The sequence below is a fragment of the Promicromonospora sp. NPDC052451 genome (genome assembly GCF_044547525.1).
GTDB lineage: Bacteria > Actinomycetota > Actinomycetes > Actinomycetales > Cellulomonadaceae > Promicromonospora.
On sequence record NZ_JBIUAP010000016.1, the window covers coordinates 102,313 to 128,884 of the forward strand.

Genomic DNA, 26,572 nt, shown 5'->3' on the forward strand with positions numbered 1-26,572 from the left:
CTCGACGCGGTCAGCAGGAGGTCGCACCTGGCGGACGAGATCGACAGGAGGCGGCGAGGACACCCCGGTCTCCGTCATGCCGTGCGCGCCCGTCGCAGGCCCCCGAGTCCCCGGGCGATCCACCACCCGGTCACGTACAGGACCAGCCCACCGACCAGTGCCGCCCCGGCCCCCGTGGCCGCCCCGGCGAGCGCTGCCTCGGTCGTCTGTCCGACGGTCAGCCCGGTGCCCTCCCACAGATCGATCGTCCCGAGCGAGGCGCCCGCCACGACCACCACGCCGACGACCCACAGCGTCCGCGCGCCGACGACCCGCCCGCCCACGGCACCGGTGAGACGGGTCCGACGGCGCCACAGGTAGACCGCGACGAGCACCAGGCCGACGACCGTGCTCACGTGCTGGAGGGCCCTGGCCCAGGTGAGGCCGGCTGCCACCGGCTCGGTGAGCGCGGGCACGTGCTGGACCACGTACCCGTCGCTGTGCGTGAACGAGTCCCAGAGCAGGTGCGTGGCGACGCCGATCAACAGCGAGAGCAGCACCCAGCCGGCCCGGCGTGCGACGGCGCCGAACCTGCGGCGCCGCATCGCTCCGACGCCTCGGGGCGTCCCGACCGTGGCCCCACCCCCGCCGTCCGCACGTGATCCCGCGCCGCGTGTCTCGGCCGTGGGATCTGCCACTGCCGCACCATCCACCAGCAACGCCCTCACCGGCCGCCGCGCCACCCAGTACAGCCCGCACAGCGCCACCGCGTACGGCAGGCTGACCGTGAGCGCACCCACCAGACCGTGCGACGTCGTCGCGTTCAGGTACGGCTCGTACCAGGACTGCGCCGTCACGGGGATCGGCGTCCTGCGCGCGAAGTACGGCAGGTCAGGCGCCACGGCGCCGGCCATCAGAGCGACGGCGCTGAAGGGGCGGCGCAGCAGCGGGAGCACCGCTGCGGGGTGCGAGAGCGTGAACGGCATGCGCCCACCTCAGCCGACGTGCGGCCCGGTGTCCAGCGGGTCGCCGTGTGGTCGCCGCGGACGTCGCTTCCGGTGCGCCGAGCAGGTAGGTGCCCCCGGGCGGCCGGGACGCTCCGAGCCACCACGGGCGGGGGAGCGCTCAACGGGGAAGGAGACCTCAGGAGCCACAGGGGCAGCGAGGCTCAGCCGCCCACGTGCAGGCCGATCACGACCGCCAGACCGCCCAGCCCCAGGACCACCACCACGGCCCCCGCGACGGCGAGCAGGCCCGCACCGGTCGACGCCGGGCCGAAGGCGGACGAGCCCGGTGGCGCGGGAGCGGGGCTCGGCCCTGGTGTGCGCGGATACCGCAGGTGCCTGCGCCGGGACGCGAGCCACAGCCACCCGGCCACCAGCGTGCCCACGGCGCCGGGCAGCAGCCACCGGGCGTCGCCGAACAGCGCGGGCAGCAGCCGTGCGCCGACCAGGCAGACGGCCGCGACCGAGAGCGCCGTCCGCCGCCAGGCGAGCTCCGTGCGTTCCGGCTGGAGGCCAGGCGTCCCCGGGGTCGGTACCGTCATCGCAGCAGCACGCCGAGCAGCACCAGCACGCCCACCGCGGCGACGACCACCGCGAGGCAGACACCCACGACGGTCGACGGCAGCGGCGCTCCGCGACGCAGCGCGCGCTCGACGCGCATCCAGCCCGTCCACGCGATGAGGGGTACGACGATCCCGCCCACGATCAGCACCACGGACGCCGCAAGCCGTAGGCCCGGGTGCAGGTCCAGCCCGAGCGTCTCCAGCGCCACCCCGCCCGCCACGAGCGCCAGTCCCGTGCGGATCCACGCCAGGAAGGTGCGCTCGTTGGCGAGGGTGAACCGTGCGTCCGGCTCCGCGCCGACCCCGAAGACGGAGGCGGGGAAGCGGCGGTCCCGCGGGCTCACCGGGCGCCCGCCCGGCGCCGCGGCGTGCGGGCGCCGGCCACTGCCCGGGCGCCGGTCACTGCCCGGGTGCCGGTCACCGTCCGGGTGCCTGCCTCAAGGTCGGTCCCCGCCTCCGGGTCCGCCACGCCTGCCAGCCCGTGGTCCCGTCGTCCTGCGCCGATGCCCACACGTGCTCCTCTCCGACCGTTCCCGATCGGTCCGGTCCCGACCATTCTCGGTGCTCCGCTCCCACCGTACGGCGTAGGCGGTGCGACGACGGCGGTGCCGTCACCGGATGCGACCGGGTCTGGACGTGCCGTCCCGCCCGGACGACCTAGTGTGGAGACAAGGAGGTGCCATATGGGCGAGCGGAACGCGGGAGCGACGGCCGGCGGCGGCGCGATCTACGGGCTGGGCATCCTGGGCGCATGGGTCTACTTCTGGCAGCAGGCCGACGGCTTCTGGGAGTACGTGTGGGCGATCGTCCAGGGCATCTTCTGGCCGGCGTTCATGGTGTACGAGGGGTTTACCGCGCTCGGCGGGTGAGGCGCGGGACCCGGTCCCGCGCGTCCGGTCCGGCGTCGGCCGGCACCACGTGCCCCTCCCCGAACCCCCGCGACAACGCACCGCGCACGCGCTCGCGCGCCGTCAGGCGCCCGACGTCGTCCGTCCGGCCCGGTGCCGGTGACGCGGCGGTGACGGCCAGGCGGGCGCGCTCGGCGTCGTCGGCCGGCTGGTGGATCTCCACGTAGCCGCCGTTCGGCATCCGGACGATGCGGCCCGTCTCGTGCCCGTGCCGCAGGATCTCGCGGTCCTTGCGCTGCAGCCCGACGCAGATCCGGCGCGTCACGTCGAACGCCAGCGGCGGGCCGGCGACGAGTGCCACCTGGAGGGTCGTGATGACCGTCTCGAAGCTGACGCTGAACTCCGTGGAGACGATGTCGGCGCTCGCGGCGCCCCACAGGATCCCGTAGAAGAGCATGCCCGCCACGCCGATCCCGGTGCGGACCGGCACGTTGCGCGGCCGGTCGAGCACGTGGTGCGGCAGGCGGTCCTGGTCCACCCACGCCTCGATGTACGGGTAGAGCGTCAGGAGCACGAAGTACCCGGCGACGACCGCGAGGGGCACCAGCATCGCGAACGTGACGGTCCAGCCGCCCCACACGGTCTCCCAGCCGGCCGGTACCAGGCGCAGTGCGCCGTCCAGGAAGCCCATGTACCAGTCGGGCTGGCTGCCCGCGCCCACCTCGCCCACGGACGCCGGCCCGTACGACCACACGGGGCTGACGGTCGAGGTCGCCCCCAGCAGCACCAGCACCGCGGCCGTCAGGCCCGTCATCCCGGCGGCGCGCAGCGCGGCGTCGGGCCACAGCCGCAGGCCGAGGGTCGCGCGGACCGCCGGCGGCTGCTGGGCCTGGCCGTGCCGGACGGCGAGCGCGGCGCGCACCACCAGGACCAGGACGAGCAGCCCCGGCGCCAGCACGGCGTGCACCGGGTACAGGTTCTCGACGATCTGACCGGGGAACGGCCCGCCGAACATCCAGCCCGCCAGCCAGGTGCCCACGAACGGGATGCTGAGCACCACGCCCTCCACGATGCGCAGGCCCGTGCCCGAGAGCATGTCGTCGGGCAGCGCGTAGCCGCTCCAGCCCGCGAGCAGCACCAGCAGGAACGCGACCACCAGCAGCACCCAGCCCAGCTGCCGCGGACGGCGGAACCCGCCCGTGAAGAACGTGACCAGCAGCTGCACGATCATCGCGGCCGGCATGACCAGGGCCGCCCAGTGGTGCGTCTGGCGCACGAGCAGCCCGCCGGTCACCTCGAACGAGATGGCCATCGTCGAGGCGAACGCCTCGGTGACGGTGGCGCCCCGCAGCGGCCCGTAGGGGCCGTCGTAGGTGACCAGGTCGTTCGACGGCGTGTACCAGGTCGCCAGCAGCACCCCGGTCACCGCGAGGACCAGCAGGCACGCGACGGTCACCACGCCGAACAGGTTCGACCAGCGCAGCTGCACGCGGCGGGCGCCGAGCTCGGCCGCGCACGCGGTCAGGCGGCGGCGTCCGCCCGGGTCAGCGGGCATCGCGCACCGCGCTCAGCTCGCGGCGGACGGCGGGGGCGTCGTCCGCCCCGGCGAACGGGTCGCCGCCCGCGAGGAAGGCGGCCCGCGGTCGCTGGACCGTGGCCAGCGGGATGATGTCGCGGCCGAAGAGCGCCGCCGACGCCCAGACGAGCAGCACCCGCACCTTGCGCTCCCAGGTCGGCACCGCCAGGACGTGGTAGCCGCGGTGCATCAGCCAGGCCGGCACACCCGTGACGACCAGGCGCTTGTACTGGAAGATGCCGTGCCCGATGCCGAGCGTGGCCACGACACCGAGGCTGTGGTGCACGTAGGGGCGCACCTTCCGGCCGCGCAGGTCGGCGACCAGGTTGGCCGCCAGCAGCCTGCCCTGCCGCACCGCGTGCTGGGCGTTGGGCACGGTCCGCGCACCCGGCACCGGCGAGGCCAGGTCCGGCACGGCGGCGTTGTCGCCGGCCGCCCAGGCGTCCGGGACGACGGCGTCGTCGGTGCCGACCCGCAGGTCGGCCCGGACGCGGACCAGCCCGCGCTCGTCCACCGGCAGGTCGGTGTTGCGTGCCACGACGGGATTGCTGCCGTTGCCCGCGGCCCAGATCAGCAGGCCGTTGCCGTACGACTCGCCGGTCGACAGCATGATCCGGCCGTCGGCGGCGGAGACCACCTGGGTGCCCAGGTGCAGGTGCCCGCCGCGCTGCCGCAGGTGCCGCACCACCCAGCGGCCGGGCTCGTCGGTGACCTCGGGCAGGATGCGGTCGTTCGCGTCGACCAGGTGGAACGACAGGTCGTCGCGGCCGAGCTCCGGGTAGGCCCGCAGCAGGCTCGTGGCCAGGGACAGCAGCTCGCCGAACACCTCGACCCCGGTGAACCCGCCACCGACCACGGTGACCGTGAGCAGCCGGCGGCGCTCCTCGCCCGGGGGCAGCAGCGCGGCACGGTCGAACGCCGTCAGGAGCTGGTCGCGGATCGCGACCGCCTCCTCCACGTGCTTGAGGCCGATGGCCTCCTGCTCGATCCCGGGGACCGGGAACGTACGGGTCACCGCGCCCGCCGTCACGACGATCGTGTCGTAGCGGACCTCACGCAGGGCGCCGTCGTTGGTGCGGACGGTCGCGGTGCGGTGCGCGTGGTCGATCGACGTCGTGTGACCGGCGACGACGGTCGTGCGGTGCAGGTGCCGGCGCAGCGACACCATGACATGGCGCGCCTCGATCGACCCGGCCGTGACCTCCGGCAGGAACGGCTGGTACGTCATGTAGCCGTGCGGGTCGACGAGGGTGACGTGCGCCTCGCCGCGGCGGAGCCGCTTCTCCAGGCCCCACGCCGTGTAGAAGCCGGCGTAGCCGCCTCCGACGATCAGGATCTCTCGCATCACAACCTCCTGTGCAACTGCCTCTGGTGGTCTCACCTGTTCGACAACACGGCGCGCCCGAACGTGACGTGGCCCTGGTCACAGCCCGCCACCTGCGGCGATACGCGCTCGTCCACGGGCTCGCAGCCACGGACAGACCGAACCTGGATCCGGCGCGGCAGCCTGCGCACTCTGGAGACGTCCGGCCACCCGGCCGGCCACGAGAACTCACCGTGAGGACGGACCACGTGACCAGGAAGACCCCGAGCGGAGCACCGCTGGGCAGCAGCACCAAGCCCCCGGGCACCGACACGCGGCACCGGGCGCGCCGGTACACCGACGTCGTCGTCCCGGACCTGTCCGGGACCCGGGCCCTGGTGACCGGGGCGAGCGACGGGATCGGCCTCGGGCTCGCCGAACGCCTCGCGCGAGCAGGCGCCGAGCTGGTACTACCCGTGCGCAACCCGGCCAAGGGGGCGGCCGCCGTCGCCCGCCTGCGGGACGCCGTCCCCGGCGTCGTCGTCACCACGCGGCCCGGCGACCTCGCGTCCCTGGCGTCGGTGGCGGCGCTCGCGGACGGCCTGCTGGCCGAGGGGCGGCCCATCGACCTGCTCGTGGCGAACGCCGGGGTGATGACCCCGCCGTCCCGGACCACCACGGCGGACGGGTTCGAGCTCCAGCTCGGCACCAACCACCTCGGGCACATGGCCCTGGTGGGCCGCCTGCTGCCGCTCCTGGTCGCCCCGGGCGCCGGCGGGGGCGCGCGCGTCACGACCATGACCAGCGCGGCCGCGCGGTTCGGGCGTATCGACTGGGCCGACCTGAACAGCGAGCGGGACTACTCGCCCGTCCGCGCCTACAACCTCTCCAAGCTCGCGCAGCTCCTGTTCGCCCTGGAGCTGGACCGCCGCAGCCGCGCGCACGGCTGGGGCATCGTGAGCAACGCCGCCCACCCCGGGACCACCTACTCGGGCCTGTACTCCGCCGGACCGGGGCTGGGCGGCAGCGCGAGGCCGCCGCGCGTGGACACCGTCATGCGGCGGCTGCTCGCCCTCGGGGTGTTCGTGCAGCCGGTCGCGCAGGGTCTGCTGCCCGCCCTCCAGGCGGCCACCGACCCCGCCGCCGGGGGCGGGACGTTCTACGGGCCCGACGGCGTTGGGCACTTCACGGGCAGCTCCGCACGGCAGCGCGTGTACCGCGCGGCGACGGACGCCGCCGCGGCTGCCCGGCTCTGGGCGGTCTCCGAGGAGCTGACGGGCGTGCGCTTCCCGGACGGCGCCCTCCGGACAGGTCCGGCGGTTCCTGCGGCCCCGGGACGAGAACGAGGTGACGATGGACCGCGAACGGCTGGGTGACTTCCTGCGGGCCCGCCGGGAGGCGCTGCAGCCCGAGGACGTGGGCCTGCCGCGCGGACCGCGCCGGCGCACGAGCGGGCTGCGGCGCGAGGAGGTGGCGGCCCTGAGCGGTGTCTCGGCGGACTACTACAGCCGCATCGAGCAGAGCCGGGGGCCGGTCCCGTCGGAGCAGGTGCTCTCCGGGATCGCCCACGGTCTGCGGCTGACGCTCGAGGAGCGCGACCGGCTGGTCGAGCTCGCCGGGCACGCCACACCCCGGCGCGCCCGGGGTGACCATGTCGACGCCGGGCTGATGCGGATCCTGGACGGCCTGGCGGAGGCGCCCGCCCAGGTCGAGAACGTGCTGGGCGTGACCCTCCGCCAGACGCGCCTGGCCGCGCTCCTGCTCGGCGACGAGACCTCGTACACCGGGCCGGAGCGCGTCCGCGTCAACCGGTGGTTCGCCGACCCGCGCGGCCGCGACCGCGTCCCCGAGGAGGACCACGCCCGGCACGGGCGCACGCTCGTGTCCCGCCTGGCCGCCGTCGAGGCACGCACCGGCCCGGACTCCCCGGCCGGCGAGCTGGCCACCCTCCTGCGGGGACGCAGCACGCAGTTCGCGCGGCTCTGGGACGAGCATCCGGTGCTCGGACCGTACTGCGAGCCCAAGCGCCTGAACCATCCCGACGTCGGTCTCCTGGAGCTGCACGGGCAGACGCTCCTGGACCCCGACCAGCACCAGGCGCTGACCGTGTTCACGGCCGTGCCGGGCACCGAGAGCCACGAGCGGCTCCGGCTGCTCTCCGTGGTCGGCGCGCTCTGAGGGGAGCGCCCCCTACCGGCGGGTCGCCTCGACCGCGGCGAGGATCGTCTCCGCGACGACGACCGGGTGCGAGACGGCCAGGGCGTGCGACGCCCCGGGCACCTCGGTGGTGCCGCGGGACTGCGCGCGGTCGGCCAGGAACCGGATCAGCTCCGCCGGGATGTTCCGGTCCGCCGCACCGAACACGAACCACGACGGGACGGTGCGCCACGCCGGCTGCGTGGCGGCCAGGCCGTCGGTGAGCGCCGCCTGGGTGACGGGTCGCTGGGTGGCGGCCATGAGCGTGGTCAGGTCCTCGTCGACGTCCGCGGCGAACTGCTCGCCGAAGACGTCCTGCCGGATGACGAGCTCGACGCCCCCGGTCGAGACCGGGCGCGCGTCGAGCGTGTCCCCGAGGGTGCTGCCCGGGAACCTCGCGGAGAGGTCGAACGCGTTCTCCCCGGTGTCGGGCGTGAACGCGGCGACGTAGACCAGGCCGACGACGTTCGGGCTGCCCGCAGCGGCCTCGGTGACGACCATCCCGCCGTACGAGTGGCCGACAAGGACGACCGGCCCGTCGACGGACTCGAGCACGTCCCGTACGTACCGGGCGTCGCCGGCGAGCGACCGGAGCGGGTTGGCGACGGCGACGACCGGCACCATCTGCTGGTGGAGGTGGCCGATGACGGCGTTCCAGCTCGACGACTCGGCGAACGCCCCGTGGACGAGGACGACGGTGGGGACGGTGGTGGGCGTGCTCATGACCGTGCTCCCGTGGTGAGCGCCTTGCGCAGGACGTGCACTGCCTGCTCCAGGGCGGCGGTGGTCGCGGCGGTGCCGCGGACCGGGTTGAGCATGAGGAAGTCGTGGATCGTGCCGTTGTAGCGGACGCTCGTCGTGGGCACCCCGGCCGCGGTCAGGTGGCGGGCGTACGCCTCGCCCTCGTCGCGCAGCACGTCGTTCTCGTCGACGACCACGAACGCCTCGGGCAGGCCCGCGAGGTCGTCCGCGGTCGCGCGCAGCGGGGACGCGGTGATCTCGGAGCGCCGGTCGAAGTCGGGCAGGTAGGCGTCCCAGAACCACGCCATCGCCTTCGCGGTCAGGTGCGGGCCGTCCGCGAACTCGCGGTAGCTGGGGGTGCTCTGCGCGGCGTCGGTCACCGGGTAGTACAGCGACTGGTGCAGGAACGTCACGTCGCCGCGCTGCTTGGCCAGGATGGTCAGTGCGGCGGCCATGTTCCCGCCCACCGAGTCGCCGGCGACGGCGAGGCGCGCCGGGTCCAGGCCCGCGGACGCGCCGTCGGTGGTGATCCACCGCGCGGTGGCGTAGGCCTGCTCGATCGCCACCGGGTACTGCGCCTCCGGCGACCGGGTGTACTCGACGAACACCACGGCCGCGCCGACGCCGACGGCCAGGTCGCGGACCAGGCGGTCGTGGGTGGTGGTGCCGCCGAGGACCCAGCCGCCGCCGTGGACGTACAGGATGGCGGGCAGCGGGCCGGAGGCCGGACCCGCCGGTGTGACGATGCGCACCCGGACGTCGCCGACGTCGGCCGGGACGGTGATCCACCGTTCCTCGACGTCGGGCAGCTCCACCGGTGCCGACTGGACGCCGTCGAGCAGCGCGCGGGCGCCGTCGACGCCGAGCTGGTAAACGAAGGGGGGCTCGGCCGTCGCGTCGGCGAACGCCTGGGCCGCCGGTTCGAGGACGTGCTCGCTCATGGGACTCTCCTTGCCGTAGGGCTGGGCTTCTTCCGCGGACGGCTCGTTTCGTGACCCGTCCCGCCCCTACGACCGTGCGGCAGCCCCGGCTGTGACGGCCCGTCCGGTCCTGGACGCCGTGGACGTCACGCGCCCGGGTCGAACGGGATGCCGGCCGGCTTCATCTGGCCCAGCCACCAGGTGAAGTCGCCGTCGTCGATCTTGAGGGTGGCGCCGCCGAAGTCGGCGGTCGTCAGCCGGTCCCGCAGCGCCGTGCCGGGCCAGCCGTCCCAGCCGACCAGCGGCGGGTAGCGCCAGGTGCCGTAGTGGTTCTCGGGCGGTTCGTCGTTGCCGCCCGCGAGGCGGAAGAGGTGCGTGCTCGGACCGTCCTTGTGGTAGACGATCTTGGGGTGGGTGCCGTCGAACCGGACCTGCGACCGGGGGTAGGTGGCGTACCCGCTGTGCTCGGTGATCGACACGAACTCGACCTGGTCCGACCCCTGGTCCACCCACACGACCACGTGCTCCCAGTCGTGCTTGTGGCTGCCGATCGCGATCGGGCCGTCGAGGGTCTGGTCCTTCTCGAAGTAGCTCGCGTACATCACGGCGCACCAGCCGTTGTTGCACTTCTCGCGCGAGTACGTCTGCGAGTTGTCCAGGTCCCACTGGTCGCGGCAGCTGCCGTTGACGGCGCCGCCGATGTCCAGGCCGGGCGCGATGGTCCCGTCGGGTCCGATGGCGGGGGTCGCGTAGCAGCCGTCGCCGTCGTAGTCGTAGGCGGGGGAGAAGGTCTGCTCGGTGCCGGACGCGTTCTGCGGGAGGCTGGGCGGCGGGTCGGCGTGCGCGACCGTGGCGGGCGTGAGGGCGAGCACGACGGCGGCGAGCGTCGCGGCGAGGCGTGCGGTGCGGCGGCGTCGGGGGCGGGGGCCGGCGGGCTCGTTCGTGGGTGTCGGGGAGCTGGTCGGACGGTTCATGACTGACCCTTCCTGCGGTGCCCTTCAGCGGGTGAAAGTCGGGGCACGTGGATGCTATGAGCCAGGCGGCCGGTGGGCAATGAGGGTGACCACGTACGTCCGGCCCCGCCGTCGTCCCGCTACCGTGAGGCCATGAGCAGCGAGACACCGCCGGCCCTGACCCCGGGCTTCCACGGCCGGGCCCGCCCGGAGGGCGTCGCGCTCCCGCCGGGGCAGTACGTCGAGGAGGGCTTTCCCGTCCTGTCCGCCGGGCCGACGCCGAACGTCAGCGCCGAGACCTGGTCCCTGACCGTGACCACCGAGACCGGCACGTCAACGTCGTGGACGTGGGCGGACCTCATGGCGCTGCCCCAGGAGTCGCCCACGGTCGACATCCACTGCGTGACGCGCTGGTCGAAGTTCGGCACGCGGTGGCGCGGCGTCTCGCTCGACGTGCTGCTCGCCGACGTGGAGTCCACCGCCGACTTCGCCCTGGTCGGCTCGTACGGCGGCTACACGACCAACCTCCCGGTCGCCGACCTGCTGGGCGGCAAGGCCTGGATCGCCCACACCTTCGACGGCGCGCCGCTGCACCCCGAGCACGGCGGCCCCGCCCGGCTGCTGGTGCCGCACCTGTACTTCTGGAAGTCGGCGAAGTGGGTGCGCTCCCTGACGCTCATGCCGACCGACCGCCAGGGTTTCTGGGAGAAGCTCGGGTACCACGACCTGGGCGACCCCTGGCGGGAGCAGAGGTACCAGGGTGACTGACGGCACGCGGCTCGGCGGGCGGTACGCCGTCCGCTCCGGGTGGCAGGTCGCCACGCTGGCCGAGCGGCGCACCGAGAGCCCCTCGGCCGTGACCCTCGTGCTCGACGTACCCGGCTGGCCGGGGCACCAGCCGGGACAGCACCTCGACGTGCGCCTCACCGCGGCCGACGGCTACACCGCGGAGCGCTCGTACTCGCTGGCGAGCGCGTCCGGGCCGGCGGCCGGCGGCGGCCGGGTCGAGATCACGGTCCAGCGGGTCGCCGACGGCGAGGTCTCGCCCTACCTGGTCGACTCCTTCCCGGTCGGCTCGGCGATCGAGGTGCGCGGCCCCATCGGCGGCTGGTTCGTCTGGGACCCGGTGCGCGACGCCGGGACGCCCGTGCTCCTGCTCGCGGGCGGCTCCGGCCTGGTGCCGCTGATGGCCATGGCGCGGGCCCGGCGGGAGGCCGGCGACCGCACGCCGTTCCGGCTGATCTGCTCGGTGCGTACCGCCGAGGACCAGCTCTACCCGGACGAGCTGGCCGCGCTCACCGCGCGCAGCGACGGGTTCGAGGCCCGGACCATCTTCACGCGCGCGGTCTCGCTCACGGCACTGCGGGGACCGCGCCGCCTGACCGACTCCGAGCTGGCCTCCTGGGGCTGGCCGCCCGACCTGGAGCCCCGGGTCTACGTCTGCGGGCCGACCGGCTTCGTGGAGACCGTCTCCCGCATGCTCGTGGCCCAGGGCCACGACCCCGCCCGGGTCCGGACCGAACGGTTCGGTCCCGCCGGCGGCTGACCACGCTCATCTGCCCGCCGGGTGCCACATGGGCTGGAGCGACGGCCCGCCGTCGGGCAGGTGGATGGGCTCGCCCCGGTCGCGGAAGCCGTGCCGCAGGTACAGCCGCCGGTTCCGGGGCGTGGACGCCTCCAGGTACACCGGCAGGCCGATCCGGCGTGCCCGGTCCAGGCCGTGGCGCAGCATCGCGCTCCCGGCGCCGAGACCCCGCCGGCGGGGGAGCGCGGCCATGGCCGACAGGTAGACGTGCGGGGTGGCGGGGTGCCGTGCGCTCGTCGCGGCCAGGACGGTGGCGAGGCGGCGGGTGGCTCGGGTGGCTCGGGTGGCTTGGGTGGCGTGGTGCTGGGTGGTGTCGTCCGCGGGTGGCGGCGGCTCGGCGGCGCCCTCCGTCAGGTCGATCCAGACCGACGCCGCGACCGCGTCCCCCGCGGGGAGGAACGCGACGACGAGCTGCCCGGCGTCGACGGCCTCGCGCAGCGAGGTCTCGAAGAGCTCCCGCGTGCGGTCGAGGCGGAGCCCGGGCTGCGGCTCCACCCATGCGGAGACCGCCTCGTCGGCGAAGGCCTCGACGCACACGGGCAGCAGGCGGCCGAACTCCTCCGGTGCGGCAGGGCGGACGACCAGCGGCGGGGTCTGCGTGCTCTCTCGGTGCTCCATGGGTTCAGGCTGCCCGGGTGGTGGCCGGCCGGTGGAGTAGTTTCGTCGCACGGGGAGTGAGACGAAAGAGCGCACGCGGAGGTGGCCGGACGTGGACGCAGCGAGCGGGTCGTGCGCCGAGTGCGGGACCGGCCTGGGGCCCGCGGCGGGTACCGGGCGTCCGCGCCGGTACTGCTCCCGGTCGTGCCAGTCCCGGGCCTACCGCCGACGCCGCGACGAGGGCCGCCGGACGGCTGTCCCGCGAACGCGCTCGGGCGCGCCCGGCCCGCGCCGGCGTGCGGGGGGCGGGGCAGCGGGTGCCGGACTGGTCGACGTCGCGGTCGTCCTCGCCGACGCCGAGGGCATCGGGGCGGTGACGCTGCGGTCGGTCGCTCATCGTGCGGGGACGACACCGGGCGAGGTGCGGCGGGTGTTCGCCAACCGTGAGCGCCTCGTCGAGGCGATGGTGCAGCGCCTGCTGGCGGGGCCGCACGGCGGTGAGCCGTCGCCGCACGGGACCCCGGTGCGGGTGCTGGCCGGCCTCGCCGAGACGGAGTGGCAGGCGTACCGGCGGCACCCGTGGCTGGTGTCGGTGCTGGCGAGCAGCCGGCCGCCGCTGGTGCCCGCCGTGCTGGACGCCGCACGGGCGAGCGTGGACGCGTTCGTCGCGCTCGGTCTGGACCCGCCGACGGCGCTCGCCCGCTACGTGGCCCTGAGCGGCTACGTGCAGGGGATGGCCCTGCTGCTGCTCACCGAGCGCGACGAGGCCGCCCGGTCCGGCACCGCGTACCCGGCCTGGTGGGTGCAGGAGGTGCGCCGGCTCGACCGGACCGGTGCCCGGCGGAGGCATCCGTGGCTCGACGACGTCTCGGGTGGTGTGCTGCCCGCCGCCTTCGCCACCGACGTGGACGCCTGGTTCCGGGACGGGCTGGACCGGGTGCTCGCGGGTCTCGCCGGGGGTGACGGGGCGGCGTCGGCCTAGGGCCGCCCGCGCCCCAGGCGGGACGGCCACCAGATGGTGCGGCCCACGTCGTAGGCGAGGGCCGGCACGAGCAGCGAGCGCACCACGAAGGTGTCGAGCAGCACGCCGAAGGCCACGATGAACGCGAGCTGGGCGAGGAAGAGCACCGGGATCACGGCCAGTGCCGTGAACGTCGCCGCGAGGACCAGCCCGGCCGACGTGATGATGCCTCCCGTCAGCCGGAGCCCGCGCAGCACGCCCTCGCGCGTGCCGTGCGCCAGCGACTCCTCGCGGACCCGCGTCATGAGGAAGATGTTGTAGTCGATGCCGAGCGCGACGAGGAAGACGAAGCCGAACAGCGGCACCGCCGGGTCCGCGCCCGGGAAGCCGAGCACGTCGTTGAACACGAGCGCCGCGACGCCCATCGCCGTGCCGAAGGACAGCACGGTCGTCAGGACGAGCAGCACCGGCGCGAGCACCGCGCGCAGCAGCAGCATGAGGATCGCCAGGATCACCACGAGCACGATCGGGACGATGAGCGTACGGTCCCGGATCGACGCGTCGTTCGTGTCCAGGTCGGTCGCGGACTCGCCGCCGACCAGCGCCTCGGGCACCGTGCCGGCGTAGGCGGTGCGCAGGTCGCGGACGGTCTGCTCCGCGGCCAGGGAGTCGGCGGCGTCGGTGAGCGTGCCCTGGAGCAGCACCGCACCGTCCGACACCACGGGCTCGGGCGCGGCCGCCGTCGGGGGACCCGTCGCCTCGATGCCGTCGGCCGTCATGCGCGCCGTCCCGCTCACGGTGTCCGCCGTGACCGAGACCTGGGCGACACCGTCCTCCTGGAGCAGCACGTCGGCCGCGTCCTGGAGGTCGCCCTGCGGCGCGACGACGTAGACCGGGCTGCCCGAGCCGGCGGGGAAGTGCTCGGCGAGCCGCTCCTGCCCCGTGCGCGCCTCGGAGGCGCCCAGCACGAGGTCCGACTGCGGCACCCCGGACGCCTGGAGCTGGGTGACGCCCAGGCACCCCAGGGCCAGGACGGCCGCGGTCGTGACCCAGAGGGTGCGGGGCCGTGCGCGGACGGCGCGGGAGACGCGTCCCCACAGCCCCTCCGTGCCGGTCTGGCCGGGTGCCTCCGGGTCGTACACCGGGCGGCGGGGCCAGAACGCGGCCCGGCCCAGCGCGAGCAGGATGGCGGGCAGCAGCGTCAGTGCTGCGAGCATGGCGAACGCGATGCCCACGGCGGCCACGGGCCCGAGCGTGCTGTTGGAGCGCAGCTCGCTCAGCAGCAGGCACAGCAGGCCCGCGATGACCGTGCCGCCCGAGGCGAGGATCGGCTCGACCGAGCCCCGCAGCGCACGCCACGTCGCGGTCCAGCGGTCGGGCGTGCGCACCAGCTCCTCGCGGAAGCGTGCCACGTACAGCAGGGCGTAGTCGGTCGCGGCGCCGATGACGAGGATGAAGAGGATGCCCTGGGTCTGCCCGCTGAGCAGCAGCACCCCGGAGCGGGCCAGGTGCCACACCGTCAGCAGCGCGAGGCAGAGCGCGAACATGCTGGTGGCGAGCACGGCCAGCGGCAGCAGCAGCGACCGGTAGACGACGATCAGGATCACCAGGACGGCCGCGAGGGCCACCCCGAGCAGCAGCCCGTCGATGCCGGCGAACGCCGACACCAGGTCGCTGGAGAAGCCCGCGGGGCCCGTGATGTAGACCTCGACGCCGTCGGGCAGGCCCGTGCGCAGGGTGTCGCGGAGCTCGGCGGTGGCCTCGCCCAGGTCGGCGTCGCCCGACAGCGGCACGAACGCCTGGGCGGCGGCACCGTCCTCGGACGGCAGGGGCGGCGACACCTCCCCGTCCACCGCGGCCAGGTCGGCGGCGGCGGTGAGCTGGTCGCCGACGGCGGCGAGGTCGTCCTCGCCGAGGCGCGCGCCGTCCTCGGTGACGAAGACGACGACGGCGGGCACGGCGTCGCCGTCGGTGAAGCCCGCGAGCCGGTCCTGGACCTCGGTGGCCTCGGCGGTGGCCGGCAGGTAGGCGGTCCGGTCGTTGGAGGAGACCTCGTCGACCCGGCCGAAGTACGGACCGCCGATGGCGGCCCCCACGAGCCACACGGCGATGAGGACGGCCGGCAGCGTCACCCGCAGCCAGCGGGGCACGCGCGCGGCGCTCACGCCGCCCGCTCCCAGCTCGCGACGTCGCCGGGCACGACGACGAACAGGGGGTGCGCCGCGGGTCCGGTCCCGGAGGCGAGCAGCCGGGCACGGTGCTCGGGGGACCGGGCGGCCAGCTTGCCCAGCAGGTGCTCCCACTCGTGGTCGAGCTGCCCGGTCGTCACCGGGATGCGGGCCGCCGACCGCGTGACCTCGTCGAGGGGCCGGTCGATCCGGGCGGCGTCGAACCGGTAGCCGCGCCGCGTGGCGGCGTCGCGCACGGCGTGCAGGTACGCGCCGACGGCGGTCACGGGGTCCGGGTGCTCCCGGAACCGGTCGAGCTGCGGGTGCGCGGTGTAGCCCCGGGTGCGGCCGAGCAGCACCGCCTGGGCGAGCAGCGCCTCGCGCCAGCACGCGGTGAGGCCCTGCCGGTCGAGCAGGGCGGGGTCCAGGGACCAGAGCCGCATGCGCAGCTCTCCTCTCGTTCAGATGTCTCGTCGGCCGTCCTCGCAGACCGCGAATTCGCTAGCCAGGCTATATTCAAGCATACGAAGCAACCAGCGACGCGTTACTATCCCTTCGTGGATCCAGCACTCGCGCCGCGTGACGGCGACCAGCCGTCGATCATGGACCCGCGCGTGATGGACCCCCGGGAGGAGATCGTGCGCCGTTCCGGCCTGGACGACGCCGACGTCGACCAGGTCGTGCGCGTGCTGGAGGCCCTGCGCCGGTGGCGCGAGGCCGAGCGCCGCATGAGCGAGGCCTCCCGCGCGTACATGAAGCTCGGCGAGACCGACATGAAGGCGGTCCGCTTCGTCATCGCGCTGCAGAACCAGGGCCGGGTCGCCACACCGGGGGCCATCGCCGCGCACCTGGGCATCACGACGGCGTCGACCACCAAGCTCATCGACCGCCTCGTGGCGGGCGGCCACGTGCGGCGGTTCCCGCACCCGTCCGACCGGCGCAGCCTCGCGATCGAGGTCAGCGAGGAGACGCGGCGCGTCGCCCGCGAGACCGTCGGACGCAGCCACGCGCGCCGGTTCGACGCCGCCGCCCGCCTCACCCCCAAGGAGCGCGAGATCGTGACCCGCTTCCTGGACGACCTGGCGGACTCCGGCGACGCCGGCGCCCGCTGACCCGCCCCGCAGCCGCATCCCGCCGGATGGCGGGCGAACGGCCCCCGGAGCGCCACGTCCGGCGGGTGCTCCGCCACGCCGCCCGCGCCGAGACTGGTGTGCACCCATCGGTGCAGGACCGTGGAACGAAGGAGTTCTGATGGCTGAGAGCGTGCAGCGACCCCCGTTCGACCCCGAGCTGGAGGCGGCGCTCGCGCTGCTGTCCGACCAGCTCCCGCCGACCATCACGCCCGAGATGATCCCGCTGCTGCGACAGGCCGGCCCGGGGCTCGACCCCGGGGTGGACGCAGCGCTCGACCAGGCCGGCGTCGCCCGCCGGGACGTGACCGTCCCCGGGTACGGCGGTGACGAGATCCAGGTGAGCGTGCTGCGACGCCGGGACAGCACCGGCGTCCGGCCGGGGATCTACCACACCCACGGCGGCGGCATGATCATGGGCGACCGGTTCGTGGGGCTCGACGTGCTCCTGGGCTGGATCACCACGCTCGACGTCGTCGTGGTCACCGTCGAGTACCGTCTCGCGCCCGAGTTCCCCGACCCGTACCCCGTCCGCGACTGCTACGCCGGACTGCTCTGGACGGCGGAGCACGCCGACGAGCTCGGCATCGACCTCGACCACCTGATCATCGCCGGCGCCAGCGCGGGCGGCGGGCTCGCCGCAGGCACCGCGCTGCTGGTCCGCGACGAGGGCGGCCCCGCGCTGGCCGGGCAGGTGCTGATCTACCCCATGCTCGACGACCGCGACGCGACGGTCTCCACGACCCAGATCGACGGCGTCGGCGTCTGGGACCGCGGCTCGAACCGCACCGGGTGGCAGGCCCTGCTCGGGGACCGGTGCGGCACCGACGACGTCTCCGTGTACGCCGCCCCCGCGCGCGCCACCGACCTGACGGGCCTCCCGCCCGCGTTCGTCGACTGCGGCAGCGCGGAGGTCTTCCGGGACGAGGACGTCGCCTACGCCACCGCACTGTGGCACGCCGGCGTGCAGGCCGAGCTGCACGTGTGGCCCGGCGGCTTCCACGGGTTCGACCTGATGGCACCGCACAGCGCACTGGGCCAGGCCGCGCACGCCGCCCGGGACGCGTGGGTGGCCCGCGTCCTCGGCGCCTGAGACAGCCGCCGGGCACGCCCCGGCTAGGGTGGGACCACCCGCGCGATGGAGCGAACGATGCAGGAGCTGGTCGGCCGCCTGACGGCCCTGGACCCCGAGGCGAGCGAGACGCTCAAGGCCGTGGCCTACTTCGACGCGCTCATCGCCGGCGGCGTCGGCCTGGACGCGCTGCTCCGGGGTGCGGCCGTGCTCAGCGGGGCCGTCGCCGGGGCGTTCGACGGCCGGCGCGCGCACCGCGTCGCGCCCGACGGCAGCAGGCTCGCCGCGACGGCGGACGGCGCGCGGCCCGAGCCCGGCTGGCCCACCCGTACCGCGGGGAGCGGGACGGTGTGGCTGGAGCGGGAGGGACCCCCGCACGCGAACGACGCGATGGTCGTGGAGCGGCTGGCGCTCGCGGTGGACCTCGCGACGGCGCGCCGCCCCGGCGGCACGGGTGGTGCCCTGGACGTCGCTCTCGACGCCGCCCGCGACGTGGCCGACCGGCGGGTCGCGCTGTCCCGCCTCCGGCTGGACGGCGCGCGTGACCTGCGCGTCGCGGCGCACCTGGTCGCGAGCGACCCGGGCGCCGCGCCGTCGACCGTGGTGGTGACGCCGCACGGCCTGGTGCGCGCGACGGTGCTCCGCCGGGGTGTCACGCCGGCCGGACCCGCCGGCATCGGGTTCGCCGGGCCGGGCGAGGAGCTCCCGGAGTCGTTCCGGACGGCCCTGCTGGCGTTCCGGCTGGTGCCCGGAGGGCCCCTGGAGCGGTCGGGGCCCGAGGGCGCGCGGCCCGACGTCGTGACCGCGGCCGGCGGGGCTGTGGCCGGCGGGACTGTGGCCGGCGGTCCAGGCGCCGCCGTCGTCGACGCCGCGGAGCTCGGGGTGCTGCTCGCCGCCGTCGTGGCGCTCGAACCGGTGGCTGCGCGGCTGCCCGACGTCGTCGCGCTCGCCCGGCTGGACGTGCGCAGCCGCGCGGTGCTGGAGGTGCTGGCCGTGTCCGACAGCGTGCGCGCGGCCGCGACCACCCTGGGCATGCACCACTCCACCCTCCAGGCCCGCCACGAGGCCCTGACCGGGGACCTGGGCTACGACCCGAGGTCCCCGGACGGTCGCACCCGTCACCGCCTGGCCAGCCTCCTGCTCCGCCTGAGCCCGGAGATCCCGGACTCAGGCGGTCGGGTCAGAGGACGGCGCCCAGGAGGAGGACCGTCAGGAGGGCCACCACCGACAGGACCGACTCCATGAGCGACCAGGTCTTGAAGGTCTGGCCGACCGTCATGCCGAAGTACTCCTTGACCAGCCAGAACCCGGCGTCGTTCACGTGGGACAGGAACACCGAGCCCGCGCCGATCGCCAGGACCAGCAGCGCCGCCTGGGTGGGGTCGAGGCCTGCGGCGAGCGGCGCCATGATGCCGGCGGCCGTGATCGTCGCGACGGTGGCCGAGCCGGTCGCGATGCGGATCAGCGCGGCCACCAGCCAGCCGGCCAGCAGCGGCGTGATGCCGGCGTCCGCGATCCCGGAGGCGATGACCTCGCCGACGCCGGAGTCGACCAGCGTCTGCTTGAAGCCGCCGCCGGCGCCCACGATGAGCAGGATCCCCGCGATGGGCGCGAACGACGAGCCGACCAGGTCACCGAGCTGCTGCCGGGTGCGTCCCGTGCCCGTGCCGAACGCGACCAGGGCGAACAGGGACGTCAGCAGCAGGGCGACGAGCGGCTCGCCGAGGAACTCCAGGACGGTGCCGTAACCGGTCTCGCCGGCGCCCGCGATCTCGACCACCGACCGGGCGAGCATGAGGATCACGGGCAGCAGCACGACCAGGACCGACATGCCGAACGACGGCTTGCGCAGGGTGGCGGCGGGGGCGACGGCGGTCGCCGTACCGCCGGCACCCGTGGTGCCGCCCGTGCCGCCCGTGCCGCCCGTGCCGGTCGCGGCGTCGTCGGTGCCGGAGTCGGGCACGCCCAGGACCGTCGTCGGCGGCGCGAGCCGGACCCAGCGCGTGAGCGGGATCGCCAGGAGCGGCCCGGCGACGATCACCGTCGGGACGGCGACCAGCAGGCCGAGCCCGAGCGTGAGGCCGAGGTTCGCGCCGAGGGCGTCGATGGCGAGGAGCGGTCCGGGGTGCGGCGGCACGAGGCCGTGCAGCGCCGACAGGCCCGCGAGGGCCGGGATGCCGACCAGCACCGGGTTGGTGCGCACGCGACGGGCCACGATCATCACGACCGGGATGAGCAGCACGACGCCCACCTCGAAGAACAGCGGGATGCCGATCACGAACGCGATCAGGGCCATGGCCCACGGCAGGCGCGCGGCCGGTGTCCGGTCCAGGATCGTGTCGACGATGCGGTCGGCGCCGCCCGAGTCGATGAGCAGCTTGCCGATGATCGCGCCGAGCGCGATGAGCACGCCCACGCCCGCGACGGTGCTGCCCAGCCCGGCGGTGAAGCTGGAGAAGGTGTCGGTGAGGCCGATCCCGGCCACGAGCGCGAGCACCCCGGACCCCAGCACGAGCGCCAGGAACGGGTGCAGCTTGAGCCAGACGATCAGCGCGACGATGACGGCGATGCCCGCCACCGCGGCGACGACGAGCTGCGGCGTCGAGGCGGCCGGTGCGGCAGTGTCGGCGGCCTGTGCCGTGATCTGAGCCGTGGCGTGGGCGAGCGGGTGGGCGGTGTGGAGCATCAGTGGTCCTCGGGCGTGGTGGGTGCGGGGGTGGCCTCGGGGTCGCCGAGGCGGTGCAGGATCTCGTCGACGATCTCGTCGGGTCGCGGCGTGACGTCGACGGCGAAACCGGCCTCGTCGTCGTGCAGGGGCTCGAGGGTGGCGAGCTGGCTGTCGAGCATCTCGGGCTTCATGAAGTGCCCGGCCCGCCCCTGGATGCGGGTGCGCAGCAGGTCGTAGGAGCCGGTGAGGTGCACGAACCGGACGGTGCCGGGCGGTCCCGCGGTGGCCAGGAGCTCGCGGTAGCCACGGCGCAGGGCGCTGCACGGCACCACCGCGCTGCGGCCCTCGTTCAGCTCCTTGGCGAACCAGTCCCGGATGCCGCGCAGCCAGGGCCAGCGGTCGTCGTCGTCCAGGGGGTGGCCCGCGGCCATCTTGGCGACGTTCGCGGGCGAGTGGAAGTCGTCGCCCTCGGCGAACGACGCGCCGAGCCGGCCGGCCAGGAGGGCGGCGACCGTGGTCTTGCCCGACCCGGCCACCCCCATCACGACGACGGCGCGGGGTGTGCTGCTGCTTGTCTGGCCCGAACCCTGTGCCGAGCCTTGTGTCGAGAACATCGCTGTCTCGGTGACGTCTGTGTCCATCCCCCTATCCTCACCCATTGGTCACATCATTGGGGCGTGATTCATCTCACCAATGACGGGACGGCGTCGACGCCCCGGACGCCGTGCCGACCGCGGCCGAGGGCTCAACTAGAGTGGGGGGATGCCCCCGGTGCTGCACAGTCCTGTCCTCGACACGCTGGGCCGACGCATCACGGGCGGCGACCTGCCCGCCGGCACGGTGCTCACGCTGGACGGCATCGGCAGCGAGTTCGACGTCTCGCGGACCGTCGCCCGGGAGGCGATGCGCCTGCTCGAAGGGCTCGGGATGGTCCGGTCCGGGCCGCGGGTCGGCATCGTGGTGCTACCGCACGACGCGTGGAACGTGCTGGACCCCCGGGTCATCGCCTGGCGGCTCGACGGCCCCGGGCGGGCCGCGCAGCTGCGCTCCCTGACCGAGCTGCGCCAGGCGGTGGAACCGCTGGCCGCGGCCGGCGCGGCACGCGGTGCGTCGGCGGCCGTCCGCGACGAGCTGGTCGTCACCGCGGCGCGGCTGCGCGAGCTGGGCGAGAGCGGTCAGGGCGACGGCGCCCGGTTCCTGGAGCTCGACATCCGGATGCACGAGCTCCTGCTGCGGAACAGCGGCAACGAGCTGTTCAGCGCGCTGGCCGACGTGGTCGCCGTCGTCATCTCCGGGCGCATCCACCTGGGGCTCATGCCGGCCTACCCCGTGCCCGAGGCGCTCGACGCGCACGAGGAGGTGGCGCGCGCCGTCGCCGCGGGCGACGACCTCGCGGCCGAGGAGGCGATGGCGCGCATCGTGCGCGAGGTGCGCGGTGCGCTCACCGCGGACGCCCGGCGGGTCACGGACCGGGCCTGACCGAAACACCTGCTGCCTCTGGGCAGGGCGGCCGACCGTACGCCAGAATGACCGCGTGAGCTCCCACCGGCACCGACGCCCGCGCGACGCGCGCGGGCCCGTCGTCGCCTCGGTGGCCACGGCGGCGGCCCTGCTGTCGCACCTGGCGGGCGGCGGCGCGGTCCCCGGGTGGCTGGGCGTGCTGGTGCCCTGGGTGCTGTCGCTGACGGTGTGCACCGTGCTCGCGGGCCGCCGTCTGGCGCTGTGGCGCACGGTCGTGTCGGTCGGGCTGAGCCAGGTGCTGTTCCACACGCTGTTCGTGCTGGGCACCCCGGCGGGCGGGCGACCTGCTGGGCCCGCTGGGCACGGCGCGCACGGCGGGTACTCGCTGCCCGCTGCCGGGGCGGACCCGTCGGCCTACCTGCCCGACCTCGTGGGCGCGGGCCCGGCCATGTGGCTCTGGCACGGCGTCGCGGCCGCGGCGACCGTGGCCGCCCTCTTCGGTGGCGAGCGCCTGGTCACCCGGCTCCGGGACCTGGCCGGCCGGGTGGCCGGGCGCTTCTCCCGCCGCCTCCCGGCGCGCGCCGACGTCGCCGCGCCCCTGACCGTGGTGCGCGTGCCGGCGCCCGACTGGTTCACCGGATCCTTCCCCGCTCGTCCTGAGGTGTCACCGGCGCGGCGGCGCGGACCGCCGCTGCCGCGCGCGATCTGACCCCTCTCCCGAGCACCGACCCGCCCCGTCGCGCCCGTCGTCCTGACGCGCCCGCGCGCGAGCGGTCCGTGCTGCCCTCTTCGGCCCGAAGGCGAACCGCCATGACGAGCACACCTCTGTCCACCACGTCCAGCCCCTCCAGCACTGCAAGCCCCTCCAGCACTGCCACCCCCTCCAGCACTGCCACCCCCTCCACCGCCGTCCCGGCCGCCCGGCCCGGCCGCGGCGGGCCACGACGCCGCGGCCCCGGCTGGTTCGGCGCCCTCCTGCTCCGGCTGCACTTCTACGCCGGCCTGCTGGTGGGCCCGTTCATCCTGGTCGCCGCCCTGAGCGGCGCGCTCTACGCCCTGACCCCGACCATCGAGCAGGTGGCCTACCGCGACGTGCTGCACGCGCCGGTCGCCGACACGCGGCTCAGCCTCGCCGAGCAGACCCGGATCGCCCAGGAGCACGTCGGCGAGGCCGGCGCGACACCCACGGCCGTACGCCCCGCACCCGGCCCGGGCGACACCACCCGCGTCATGTTCGCCGACGAGCGCCTCGGCGAGAGCGAGTCCCGGGCGGTGTTCGTGGACCCGGGCACCGGCGAGGTCCGCGGCGACCTCACCGTGTACGGCACCAGCGGCGCCCTGCCCCTGCGCACCTGGCTCGACCAGCTCCACCGCAACCTGCACCTGGGCGACGTCGGCCGCCTCTACAGCGAGCTCGCCGCCTCCTGGCTCGGGATCGTGGCGCTCGCGGGCCTGGGTCTCTGGCTGCGTCGCGTCCTGCGGTCCCGCCGCCGGGCGGCCACGGCGCGGGACATGGTCCGGCCCGCCCGCGGGCGCACCGGGTACCGGCGGCTGTTCGGCTGGCACGCGTCGGTCGGGTTCTGGGCGCTGCTCGGGGCGCTGTTCCTCTCCGCGACGGGCATCACCTGGTCGCAGCACGCCGGGCCCCGCGTGGACGCGCTGCGCGCCGCGCTGGACTGGGGCACGCCCACGGTGGACACCAGCCTGCCGGGCGCGGCCGACGGCGGGGCCGACCCCGGCGCGGGGGAGCACGCCCACCACGGGGCGGCCACGGCGTCCGACGGGGCGGGCGAGGCCCTGGACCCCACGCTGTTCGACGCCGTGCTCGCGACGGCGCAGACCGTCAACGTGAACACCGGCCTGGTCGAGATCACGCCGCCCGCGCAGCCCGGTACCGCCTGGGTGGTGCAGGAGATCCAGCGCAGCTACCCGACCGAGGTGGACGCCGTGGCGGTCGACCCGGAGACCCTGCAGGCCGTGCACCGCGTCGACTTCTCGGAGTTCCCGCTGGCCGCGAAGCTCGCCCGGTGGGGCATCGATGCCCACATGGGCTCGTTGTTCGGCCTGCCGCACCAGCTCGTGCTGTTCGCGCTGGCCGGCGGCATCGCCTCGCTGGTCGTGCTGGGCTACCTCATGTGGTGGCGGCGGCGCCCGACCCGGGAGCGGAGGCTCGCGGGCGGGGCGCCGCCGGAGCGGGGCGTGCTGCGGGGCGCACCGTGGTGGGGTGTCGCCCTCGCCCTCGTGCTCGCCGGCGCCGTCCTGATCGGCTGGTGGCTGCCGCTGGTCGGCTGGACGCTGGCGGCCTTCGTCGTGCTCGACGTGCTCCTGGGCCTGCGCGGGCGCCGGGCGGGCGGCGTCAGGGCCGGAGCAGCACCTTGATCGCGCGCCGCTCGTCCATGGCGCGGTAGGCCTCCGCGACCTCGGACAGGGGCAGCGTCAGGTCGAACACCCGGCCCGGGTCGATCTCGCGCTTCCACACCAGGTCCAGCAGGTGCGGCAGGTAGGCCCGCACGGGCGCGACACCGCCGCGCAGGCCCTTGTTCCCCCAGAACAGGGTGTCCACCGGCAGGTCGCCGTGCGGCACGCCGACGATGCCGATCGTGCCGCCCGGCCGCACCAGCTCGACCGACTGGGCCCGGGCCTGCTCGGTGCCGACGCACTCCAGGACCGCGTCGGCACCGATGCCCTCGGTGAGCTCCAGCACCTGGGCCAGGCCCTCCTCGCCGCGCTCGGCGACGATGTGGGTGGCGCCGAACTCGCGCGCCACCTGCTGCCGGTCCGCGTGCCGGCTCATCGCCACGATGGTGGTCGCGCCGAGCTGGGCGGCCGCCAGCACGCCGCTCAGCCCGACGGCGCCGTCACCCACCACCACGACGCTCGAACCCGGCCCGACCCCGGCCGAGACGGCCGCGTGCCAGCCGGTGCACATCACGTCCGACAGGCTCAGCAGGCTCGGCACCAGGTCGGCGTCCGGTTCGCCGGGGGTCGCGAGCAGGGTGCCGTCGGCGTTCGGGACGCGGATCTTCTCGGCCTGGCAGCCGTCGTACCCGCCGCCGTGCAGGCAGTTGGCCTGCATGCCCTTGCGGCACACCGCGCAGGTGTTGTCGCTGTGCAGGAACCCGCCGACCACGAAGTCGCCGGGCCGGACCGTGGTGACCGCCGCCCCCACCTGCTCGACGACGCCGACGTACTCGTGCCCGATCGGCGTGGGCCGCCGCACCGGGGCCACGCCCCGGTAGCGCCACAGGTCCGACCCGCACACGCAGGTGGCCACGGTCCGGACCACGGCGTCGGTCGGTTCGACGATCCCGGGGTCGGCCCGCTCCTCGAAGCGGACGTCCCCGGCTCCATGAATGATCGCTCCTCGCATGCCCCTATTGACGCATGCCGTGTCGAATCGGGCGGACCCCCGGGCGACCGGTTCAGCCGCGCGCGGCCCGGACGACGTCGGCCAGCGGTGTGACCGGGCGGCCCAGGAGGCGGGCCAGGTCGTCGCTGGAGGTCTCCAGGTCGCCCGCCGCGATCGACGCGTCGATCCCGGCGACGAAGCCCGCCGTCCCGGCGTCGAGCCCGGCCTGCTCCAGCTCGGCCGTGTACTCCTCGACCGGGAGGTCGCGGTAGGCCACCGGGGTGCCGGTGACGTCGCTGATCGTGGCCGCCAGCTCGGCGAACGTGAACGCCTCGCCGCCCAGCTCGTGCACCACGACGTCGCCGTCGTCGGTGAGCAGGGCCGTGGCGGCGGCGCCGGCGTAGTCGGCGCGCGGGGCCGCCGAGACCTTGCCGGTACCGGTGGCGCCCACGATCTCGCCGCGCTGGAGGAACTCCTCCAGGCGCTCGGTGTAGTTCTCGGTGTACCAGCCGTTGCGCAGCACGGAGACCGGGAGGCCGGAGGCGCGCAGCGCCTGCTCGGTGGCCTGGTGCTCGCCGGCGAGCGGGTTGGTGGTCTCGTCGGCGTTGAGGATGCCCGTGTAGACGATGCGCCCCACGCCCGCGGCCTGGGCGGCCTCGATCACGGCAGCGTGCTGCGGCACGCGCCGGCCGGGCTCGCTGCCGGAGACGAGCAGGAGCCGCTGCACGCCGGCCAGGGCCGCGGGCAGCGTCTCGGGGCGGTCGTAGTCGCCCTCGCGCACCTGCACGCCACGCGCGGCGAGGTCGGCGGCCTTGTCCGGCGTGCGCACGACGGCGACGACGTCGGCGGCCGGGACGCCGCGGGACAGGAGCTCGGCGACGACGAGGTGGCCGAGGTGGCCGGTGGCTCCGGTGACGGCGTAGGTGGTCATGTCATTCTCCGTTGCTGGCAGGGTTCGCCGCCCGCCGGTTGCGGACGGTTAGTGCTGTCGAATCGAAAGTACATCACATTCCGACGGTGCGCGGTACCCTGTGTCGTGTGAGCGCCACCGACCCCTCTGCCGTCCGTCCGGATGACGGCCGTCCCGTGGGCGCGGACCCGGCCGGCGGCCCCACGCAGGAGCTGGTGGTCGACGTCTTCGCCCGGGGCTGCACGTCGCGCGCCGCGTTCGAGGTGGTCACGTCGAAGTGGGCCTCGCTGGCGCTCATCGCGCTGGGGGAGGGGCGCTACCGGTTCAACGCCCTGCGCCGCCGCGTCGAGGGCGTCAGCGAGAAGATGCTGTCCCAGACCCTGCAGGCCCTGGAGCGCGACGGCATGGTCACCCGCGAGGTGGTCACCACCATCCCGCCGCGCGTGGAGTACGGCCTGACGCCGCTCGGCGAGCAGGTCGCCCAGCGGCTGCGGGCGCTGGCGGACCTCCTGGAGGCCACGGCGGCGGAGGCGGCAGCAGAGGGTTCGTCCCCCGGGGGCCCCGTGGACGACTCGGGCCGCTGACCCC

The 26,572-nt window shown here is 75.0% G+C and carries 29 protein-coding genes; 13 read left to right on the plus strand and 16 right to left on the minus strand.

All coding sequences use genetic code 11. The annotated features are described in order from the left end of the window. Positions 1 to 74 precede the first annotated feature (74 nt). From ACIG47_RS23230 to ACIG47_RS23245, 4 genes are all read right to left on the minus strand, one after another. Positions 75 to 965, minus strand: a complete 891-nt coding sequence (locus ACIG47_RS23230) for a DUF4184 family protein (RefSeq protein WP_397433431.1) — start codon at positions 963 to 965, stop codon at positions 75 to 77. Between the two features lie 182 nt (positions 966 to 1,147). Then, positions 1,148 to 1,525: a DUF202 domain-containing protein gene (locus ACIG47_RS23235; protein ID WP_397410001.1), complete on the minus strand. Its 378-nt coding sequence runs from the start codon at positions 1,523 to 1,525 to the stop codon at positions 1,148 to 1,150. After that, entirely contained in the window at positions 1,522 to 1,890 is a 369-nt protein-coding gene (locus ACIG47_RS23240; protein ID WP_397409999.1) for a YidH family protein, read from the minus strand. The genes ACIG47_RS23235 and ACIG47_RS23240 overlap by 4 nt, the downstream gene beginning before the upstream one ends. Beyond that, positions 1,887 to 2,057, minus strand: coding sequence for a hypothetical protein (locus tag ACIG47_RS23245; protein WP_397433433.1), 171 nt, complete (start codon positions 2,055 to 2,057; stop codon positions 1,887 to 1,889). The genes ACIG47_RS23240 and ACIG47_RS23245 overlap by 4 nt, the downstream gene beginning before the upstream one ends. 172 nt (positions 2,058 to 2,229) lie before the next feature. On the opposite strand from ACIG47_RS23245, the gene ACIG47_RS23250 reads away from it, so the two are divergent. Further along, entirely contained in the window at positions 2,230 to 2,415 is a 186-nt protein-coding gene (locus ACIG47_RS23250; protein ID WP_397433434.1) for a hypothetical protein, read from the plus strand. Here the strand turns inward: ACIG47_RS23250 and ACIG47_RS23255 are convergent. Next, positions 2,396 to 3,949 (minus strand): cytochrome bc complex cytochrome b subunit, encoded by a 1,554-nt coding sequence (locus tag ACIG47_RS23255; protein ID WP_397433435.1) that lies wholly within the window; start codon positions 3,947 to 3,949, stop codon positions 2,396 to 2,398. The two genes, ACIG47_RS23250 and ACIG47_RS23255, sit on opposite strands and share 20 nt — an antisense overlap. Next, positions 3,939 to 5,315 carry an NAD(P)/FAD-dependent oxidoreductase gene (locus tag ACIG47_RS23260; protein WP_397433436.1) on the minus strand — a complete coding sequence of 459 codons (1,377 nt, stop codon included), beginning with the start codon at positions 5,313 to 5,315 and terminating at the stop codon, positions 3,939 to 3,941. The genes ACIG47_RS23255 and ACIG47_RS23260 overlap by 11 nt, the downstream gene beginning before the upstream one ends. 257 nt (positions 5,316 to 5,572) lie before the next feature. Between ACIG47_RS23260 and ACIG47_RS23265 the strand changes: the two genes are divergently transcribed. Together ACIG47_RS23265 and ACIG47_RS23270 are read left to right on the plus strand one after the other, a co-directional pair. After that, positions 5,573 to 6,649 carry an SDR family oxidoreductase gene (locus ACIG47_RS23265; protein WP_397433467.1) on the plus strand — a complete coding sequence of 359 codons (1,077 nt, stop codon included), beginning with the start codon at positions 5,573 to 5,575 and terminating at the stop codon, positions 6,647 to 6,649. Then, the gene (locus ACIG47_RS23270) at positions 6,627 to 7,451 is read left to right on the plus strand and encodes a helix-turn-helix transcriptional regulator (RefSeq protein ID WP_397433437.1); all 825 of its coding nucleotides are present in this window, start codon (positions 6,627 to 6,629) and stop codon (positions 7,449 to 7,451) included. The genes ACIG47_RS23265 and ACIG47_RS23270 overlap by 23 nt, the downstream gene beginning before the upstream one ends. A gap of 12 nt (positions 7,452 to 7,463) precedes the next feature. On the opposite strand, the gene ACIG47_RS23275 is transcribed toward ACIG47_RS23270, so the two are convergent. The 3 genes from ACIG47_RS23275 to ACIG47_RS23285 all read right to left on the minus strand — a co-directional run bounded on the left by ACIG47_RS23275 (position 7,464) and on the right by ACIG47_RS23285 (position 10,104). Continuing rightward, a complete protein-coding gene (locus tag ACIG47_RS23275) occupies positions 7,464 to 8,192 on the minus strand; it encodes an alpha/beta fold hydrolase (RefSeq protein WP_397433438.1) in 729 nt (242 codons plus the stop codon). Beyond that, entirely contained in the window at positions 8,189 to 9,151 is a 963-nt protein-coding gene (locus ACIG47_RS23280; protein ID WP_397433439.1) for an alpha/beta hydrolase, read from the minus strand. Before ACIG47_RS23280 ends, ACIG47_RS23275 begins: the two co-directional genes overlap by 4 nt. Before the next feature lie 125 nt (positions 9,152 to 9,276). Beyond that, complete coding sequence (locus tag ACIG47_RS23285) at positions 9,277 to 10,104, minus strand: NPP1 family protein (protein ID WP_397433440.1); 828 nt, start codon at positions 10,102 to 10,104, stop codon at positions 9,277 to 9,279. A gap of 132 nt (positions 10,105 to 10,236) precedes the next feature. Between ACIG47_RS23285 and ACIG47_RS23290 the strand changes: the two genes are divergently transcribed. Both ACIG47_RS23290 and ACIG47_RS23295 read left to right on the plus strand, forming a co-directional pair. Next, positions 10,237 to 10,851 (plus strand): molybdopterin-dependent oxidoreductase, encoded by a 615-nt coding sequence (locus ACIG47_RS23290; protein WP_397409985.1) that lies wholly within the window; start codon positions 10,237 to 10,239, stop codon positions 10,849 to 10,851. After that, positions 10,844 to 11,629, plus strand: a complete 786-nt coding sequence (locus ACIG47_RS23295; RefSeq protein WP_397433441.1) for a ferredoxin reductase — start codon at positions 10,844 to 10,846, stop codon at positions 11,627 to 11,629. Before ACIG47_RS23290 ends, ACIG47_RS23295 begins: the two co-directional genes overlap by 8 nt. Before the next feature lie 6 nt (positions 11,630 to 11,635). On the opposite strand, the gene ACIG47_RS23300 is transcribed toward ACIG47_RS23295, so the two are convergent. Then, on the minus strand, positions 11,636 to 12,286 hold the full coding sequence (locus tag ACIG47_RS23300) for a GNAT family N-acetyltransferase (RefSeq protein WP_397433442.1): 651 nt from the start codon (positions 12,284 to 12,286) through the stop codon (positions 11,636 to 11,638). 91 nt (positions 12,287 to 12,377) lie between these two features. Between ACIG47_RS23300 and ACIG47_RS23305 the strand changes: the two genes are divergently transcribed. After that, the gene (locus tag ACIG47_RS23305) at positions 12,378 to 13,247 is read left to right on the plus strand and encodes a TetR/AcrR family transcriptional regulator (protein ID WP_397433443.1); all 870 of its coding nucleotides are present in this window, start codon (positions 12,378 to 12,380) and stop codon (positions 13,245 to 13,247) included. Here ACIG47_RS23305 and ACIG47_RS23310 read toward each other — a convergent pair. Then, positions 13,244 to 15,391, minus strand: a complete 2,148-nt coding sequence (locus ACIG47_RS23310; RefSeq protein ID WP_397433444.1) for an MMPL family transporter — start codon at positions 15,389 to 15,391, stop codon at positions 13,244 to 13,246. The genes ACIG47_RS23305 and ACIG47_RS23310 overlap by 4 nt on opposite strands. Continuing rightward, a complete protein-coding gene (locus ACIG47_RS23315) occupies positions 15,388 to 15,837 on the minus strand; it encodes a pyrimidine dimer DNA glycosylase/endonuclease V (RefSeq protein ID WP_397433446.1) in 450 nt (149 codons plus the stop codon). Before ACIG47_RS23315 ends, ACIG47_RS23310 begins: the two co-directional genes overlap by 4 nt. A gap of 114 nt (positions 15,838 to 15,951) precedes the next feature. On the opposite strand from ACIG47_RS23315, the gene ACIG47_RS23320 reads away from it, so the two are divergent. The 3 genes from ACIG47_RS23320 (at position 15,952) to ACIG47_RS23330 (ending at position 18,841) form a co-directional block, all read left to right on the plus strand. After that, a complete protein-coding gene (locus ACIG47_RS23320; RefSeq protein ID WP_397433448.1) occupies positions 15,952 to 16,506 on the plus strand; it encodes a MarR family winged helix-turn-helix transcriptional regulator in 555 nt (184 codons plus the stop codon). Between the two features lie 139 nt (positions 16,507 to 16,645). Further along, positions 16,646 to 17,617 carry an alpha/beta hydrolase gene (locus tag ACIG47_RS23325; protein ID WP_397433450.1) on the plus strand — a complete coding sequence of 324 codons (972 nt, stop codon included), beginning with the start codon at positions 16,646 to 16,648 and terminating at the stop codon, positions 17,615 to 17,617. A 57-nt stretch (positions 17,618 to 17,674) separates the two neighbouring features. After that, the gene (locus ACIG47_RS23330) at positions 17,675 to 18,841 is read left to right on the plus strand and encodes a hypothetical protein (RefSeq protein ID WP_397433451.1); all 1,167 of its coding nucleotides are present in this window, start codon (positions 17,675 to 17,677) and stop codon (positions 18,839 to 18,841) included. On the opposite strand, the gene ACIG47_RS23335 is transcribed toward ACIG47_RS23330, so the two are convergent. Both ACIG47_RS23335 and ACIG47_RS23340 read right to left on the minus strand, forming a co-directional pair. Beyond that, on the minus strand, positions 18,777 to 20,282 hold the full coding sequence (locus ACIG47_RS23335) for an SLC13 family permease (protein WP_397433452.1): 1,506 nt from the start codon (positions 20,280 to 20,282) through the stop codon (positions 18,777 to 18,779). The two genes, ACIG47_RS23330 and ACIG47_RS23335, sit on opposite strands and share 65 nt — an antisense overlap. After that, on the minus strand, positions 20,282 to 20,905 hold the full coding sequence (locus ACIG47_RS23340) for a gluconokinase (RefSeq protein ID WP_397433453.1): 624 nt from the start codon (positions 20,903 to 20,905) through the stop codon (positions 20,282 to 20,284). Before ACIG47_RS23340 ends, ACIG47_RS23335 begins: the two co-directional genes overlap by 1 nt. 121 nt (positions 20,906 to 21,026) lie before the next feature. Between ACIG47_RS23340 and ACIG47_RS23345 the strand changes: the two genes are divergently transcribed. From ACIG47_RS23345 to ACIG47_RS23355, 3 genes are all read left to right on the plus strand, one after another. After that, the gene (locus tag ACIG47_RS23345; protein ID WP_397433454.1) at positions 21,027 to 21,743 is read left to right on the plus strand and encodes a FadR/GntR family transcriptional regulator; all 717 of its coding nucleotides are present in this window, start codon (positions 21,027 to 21,029) and stop codon (positions 21,741 to 21,743) included. Between the two features lie 55 nt (positions 21,744 to 21,798). Next, the gene (locus tag ACIG47_RS23350) at positions 21,799 to 22,434 is read left to right on the plus strand and encodes a hypothetical protein (protein ID WP_397433455.1); all 636 of its coding nucleotides are present in this window, start codon (positions 21,799 to 21,801) and stop codon (positions 22,432 to 22,434) included. 101 nt (positions 22,435 to 22,535) lie between these two features. After that, positions 22,536 to 24,104 carry a PepSY-associated TM helix domain-containing protein gene (locus ACIG47_RS23355; RefSeq protein WP_397433456.1) on the plus strand — a complete coding sequence of 523 codons (1,569 nt, stop codon included), beginning with the start codon at positions 22,536 to 22,538 and terminating at the stop codon, positions 24,102 to 24,104. Here the strand turns inward: ACIG47_RS23355 and ACIG47_RS23360 are convergent. Both ACIG47_RS23360 and ACIG47_RS23365 read right to left on the minus strand, forming a co-directional pair. Beyond that, positions 24,082 to 25,095 (minus strand): zinc-dependent alcohol dehydrogenase family protein, encoded by a 1,014-nt coding sequence (locus ACIG47_RS23360; protein WP_397433458.1) that lies wholly within the window; start codon positions 25,093 to 25,095, stop codon positions 24,082 to 24,084. The genes ACIG47_RS23355 and ACIG47_RS23360 overlap by 23 nt on opposite strands. A 52-nt stretch (positions 25,096 to 25,147) precedes the next feature. Beyond that, positions 25,148 to 26,005: an NAD(P)H-binding protein gene (locus ACIG47_RS23365; protein WP_397433459.1), complete on the minus strand. Its 858-nt coding sequence runs from the start codon at positions 26,003 to 26,005 to the stop codon at positions 25,148 to 25,150. A gap of 107 nt (positions 26,006 to 26,112) precedes the next feature. Here ACIG47_RS23365 and ACIG47_RS23370 point away from each other — a divergent pair, with 107 nt between their 5' ends. Beyond that, positions 26,113 to 26,568 carry a winged helix-turn-helix transcriptional regulator gene (locus ACIG47_RS23370; protein ID WP_397433460.1) on the plus strand — a complete coding sequence of 152 codons (456 nt, stop codon included), beginning with the start codon at positions 26,113 to 26,115 and terminating at the stop codon, positions 26,566 to 26,568. Positions 26,569 to 26,572 lie beyond the last annotated feature (4 nt).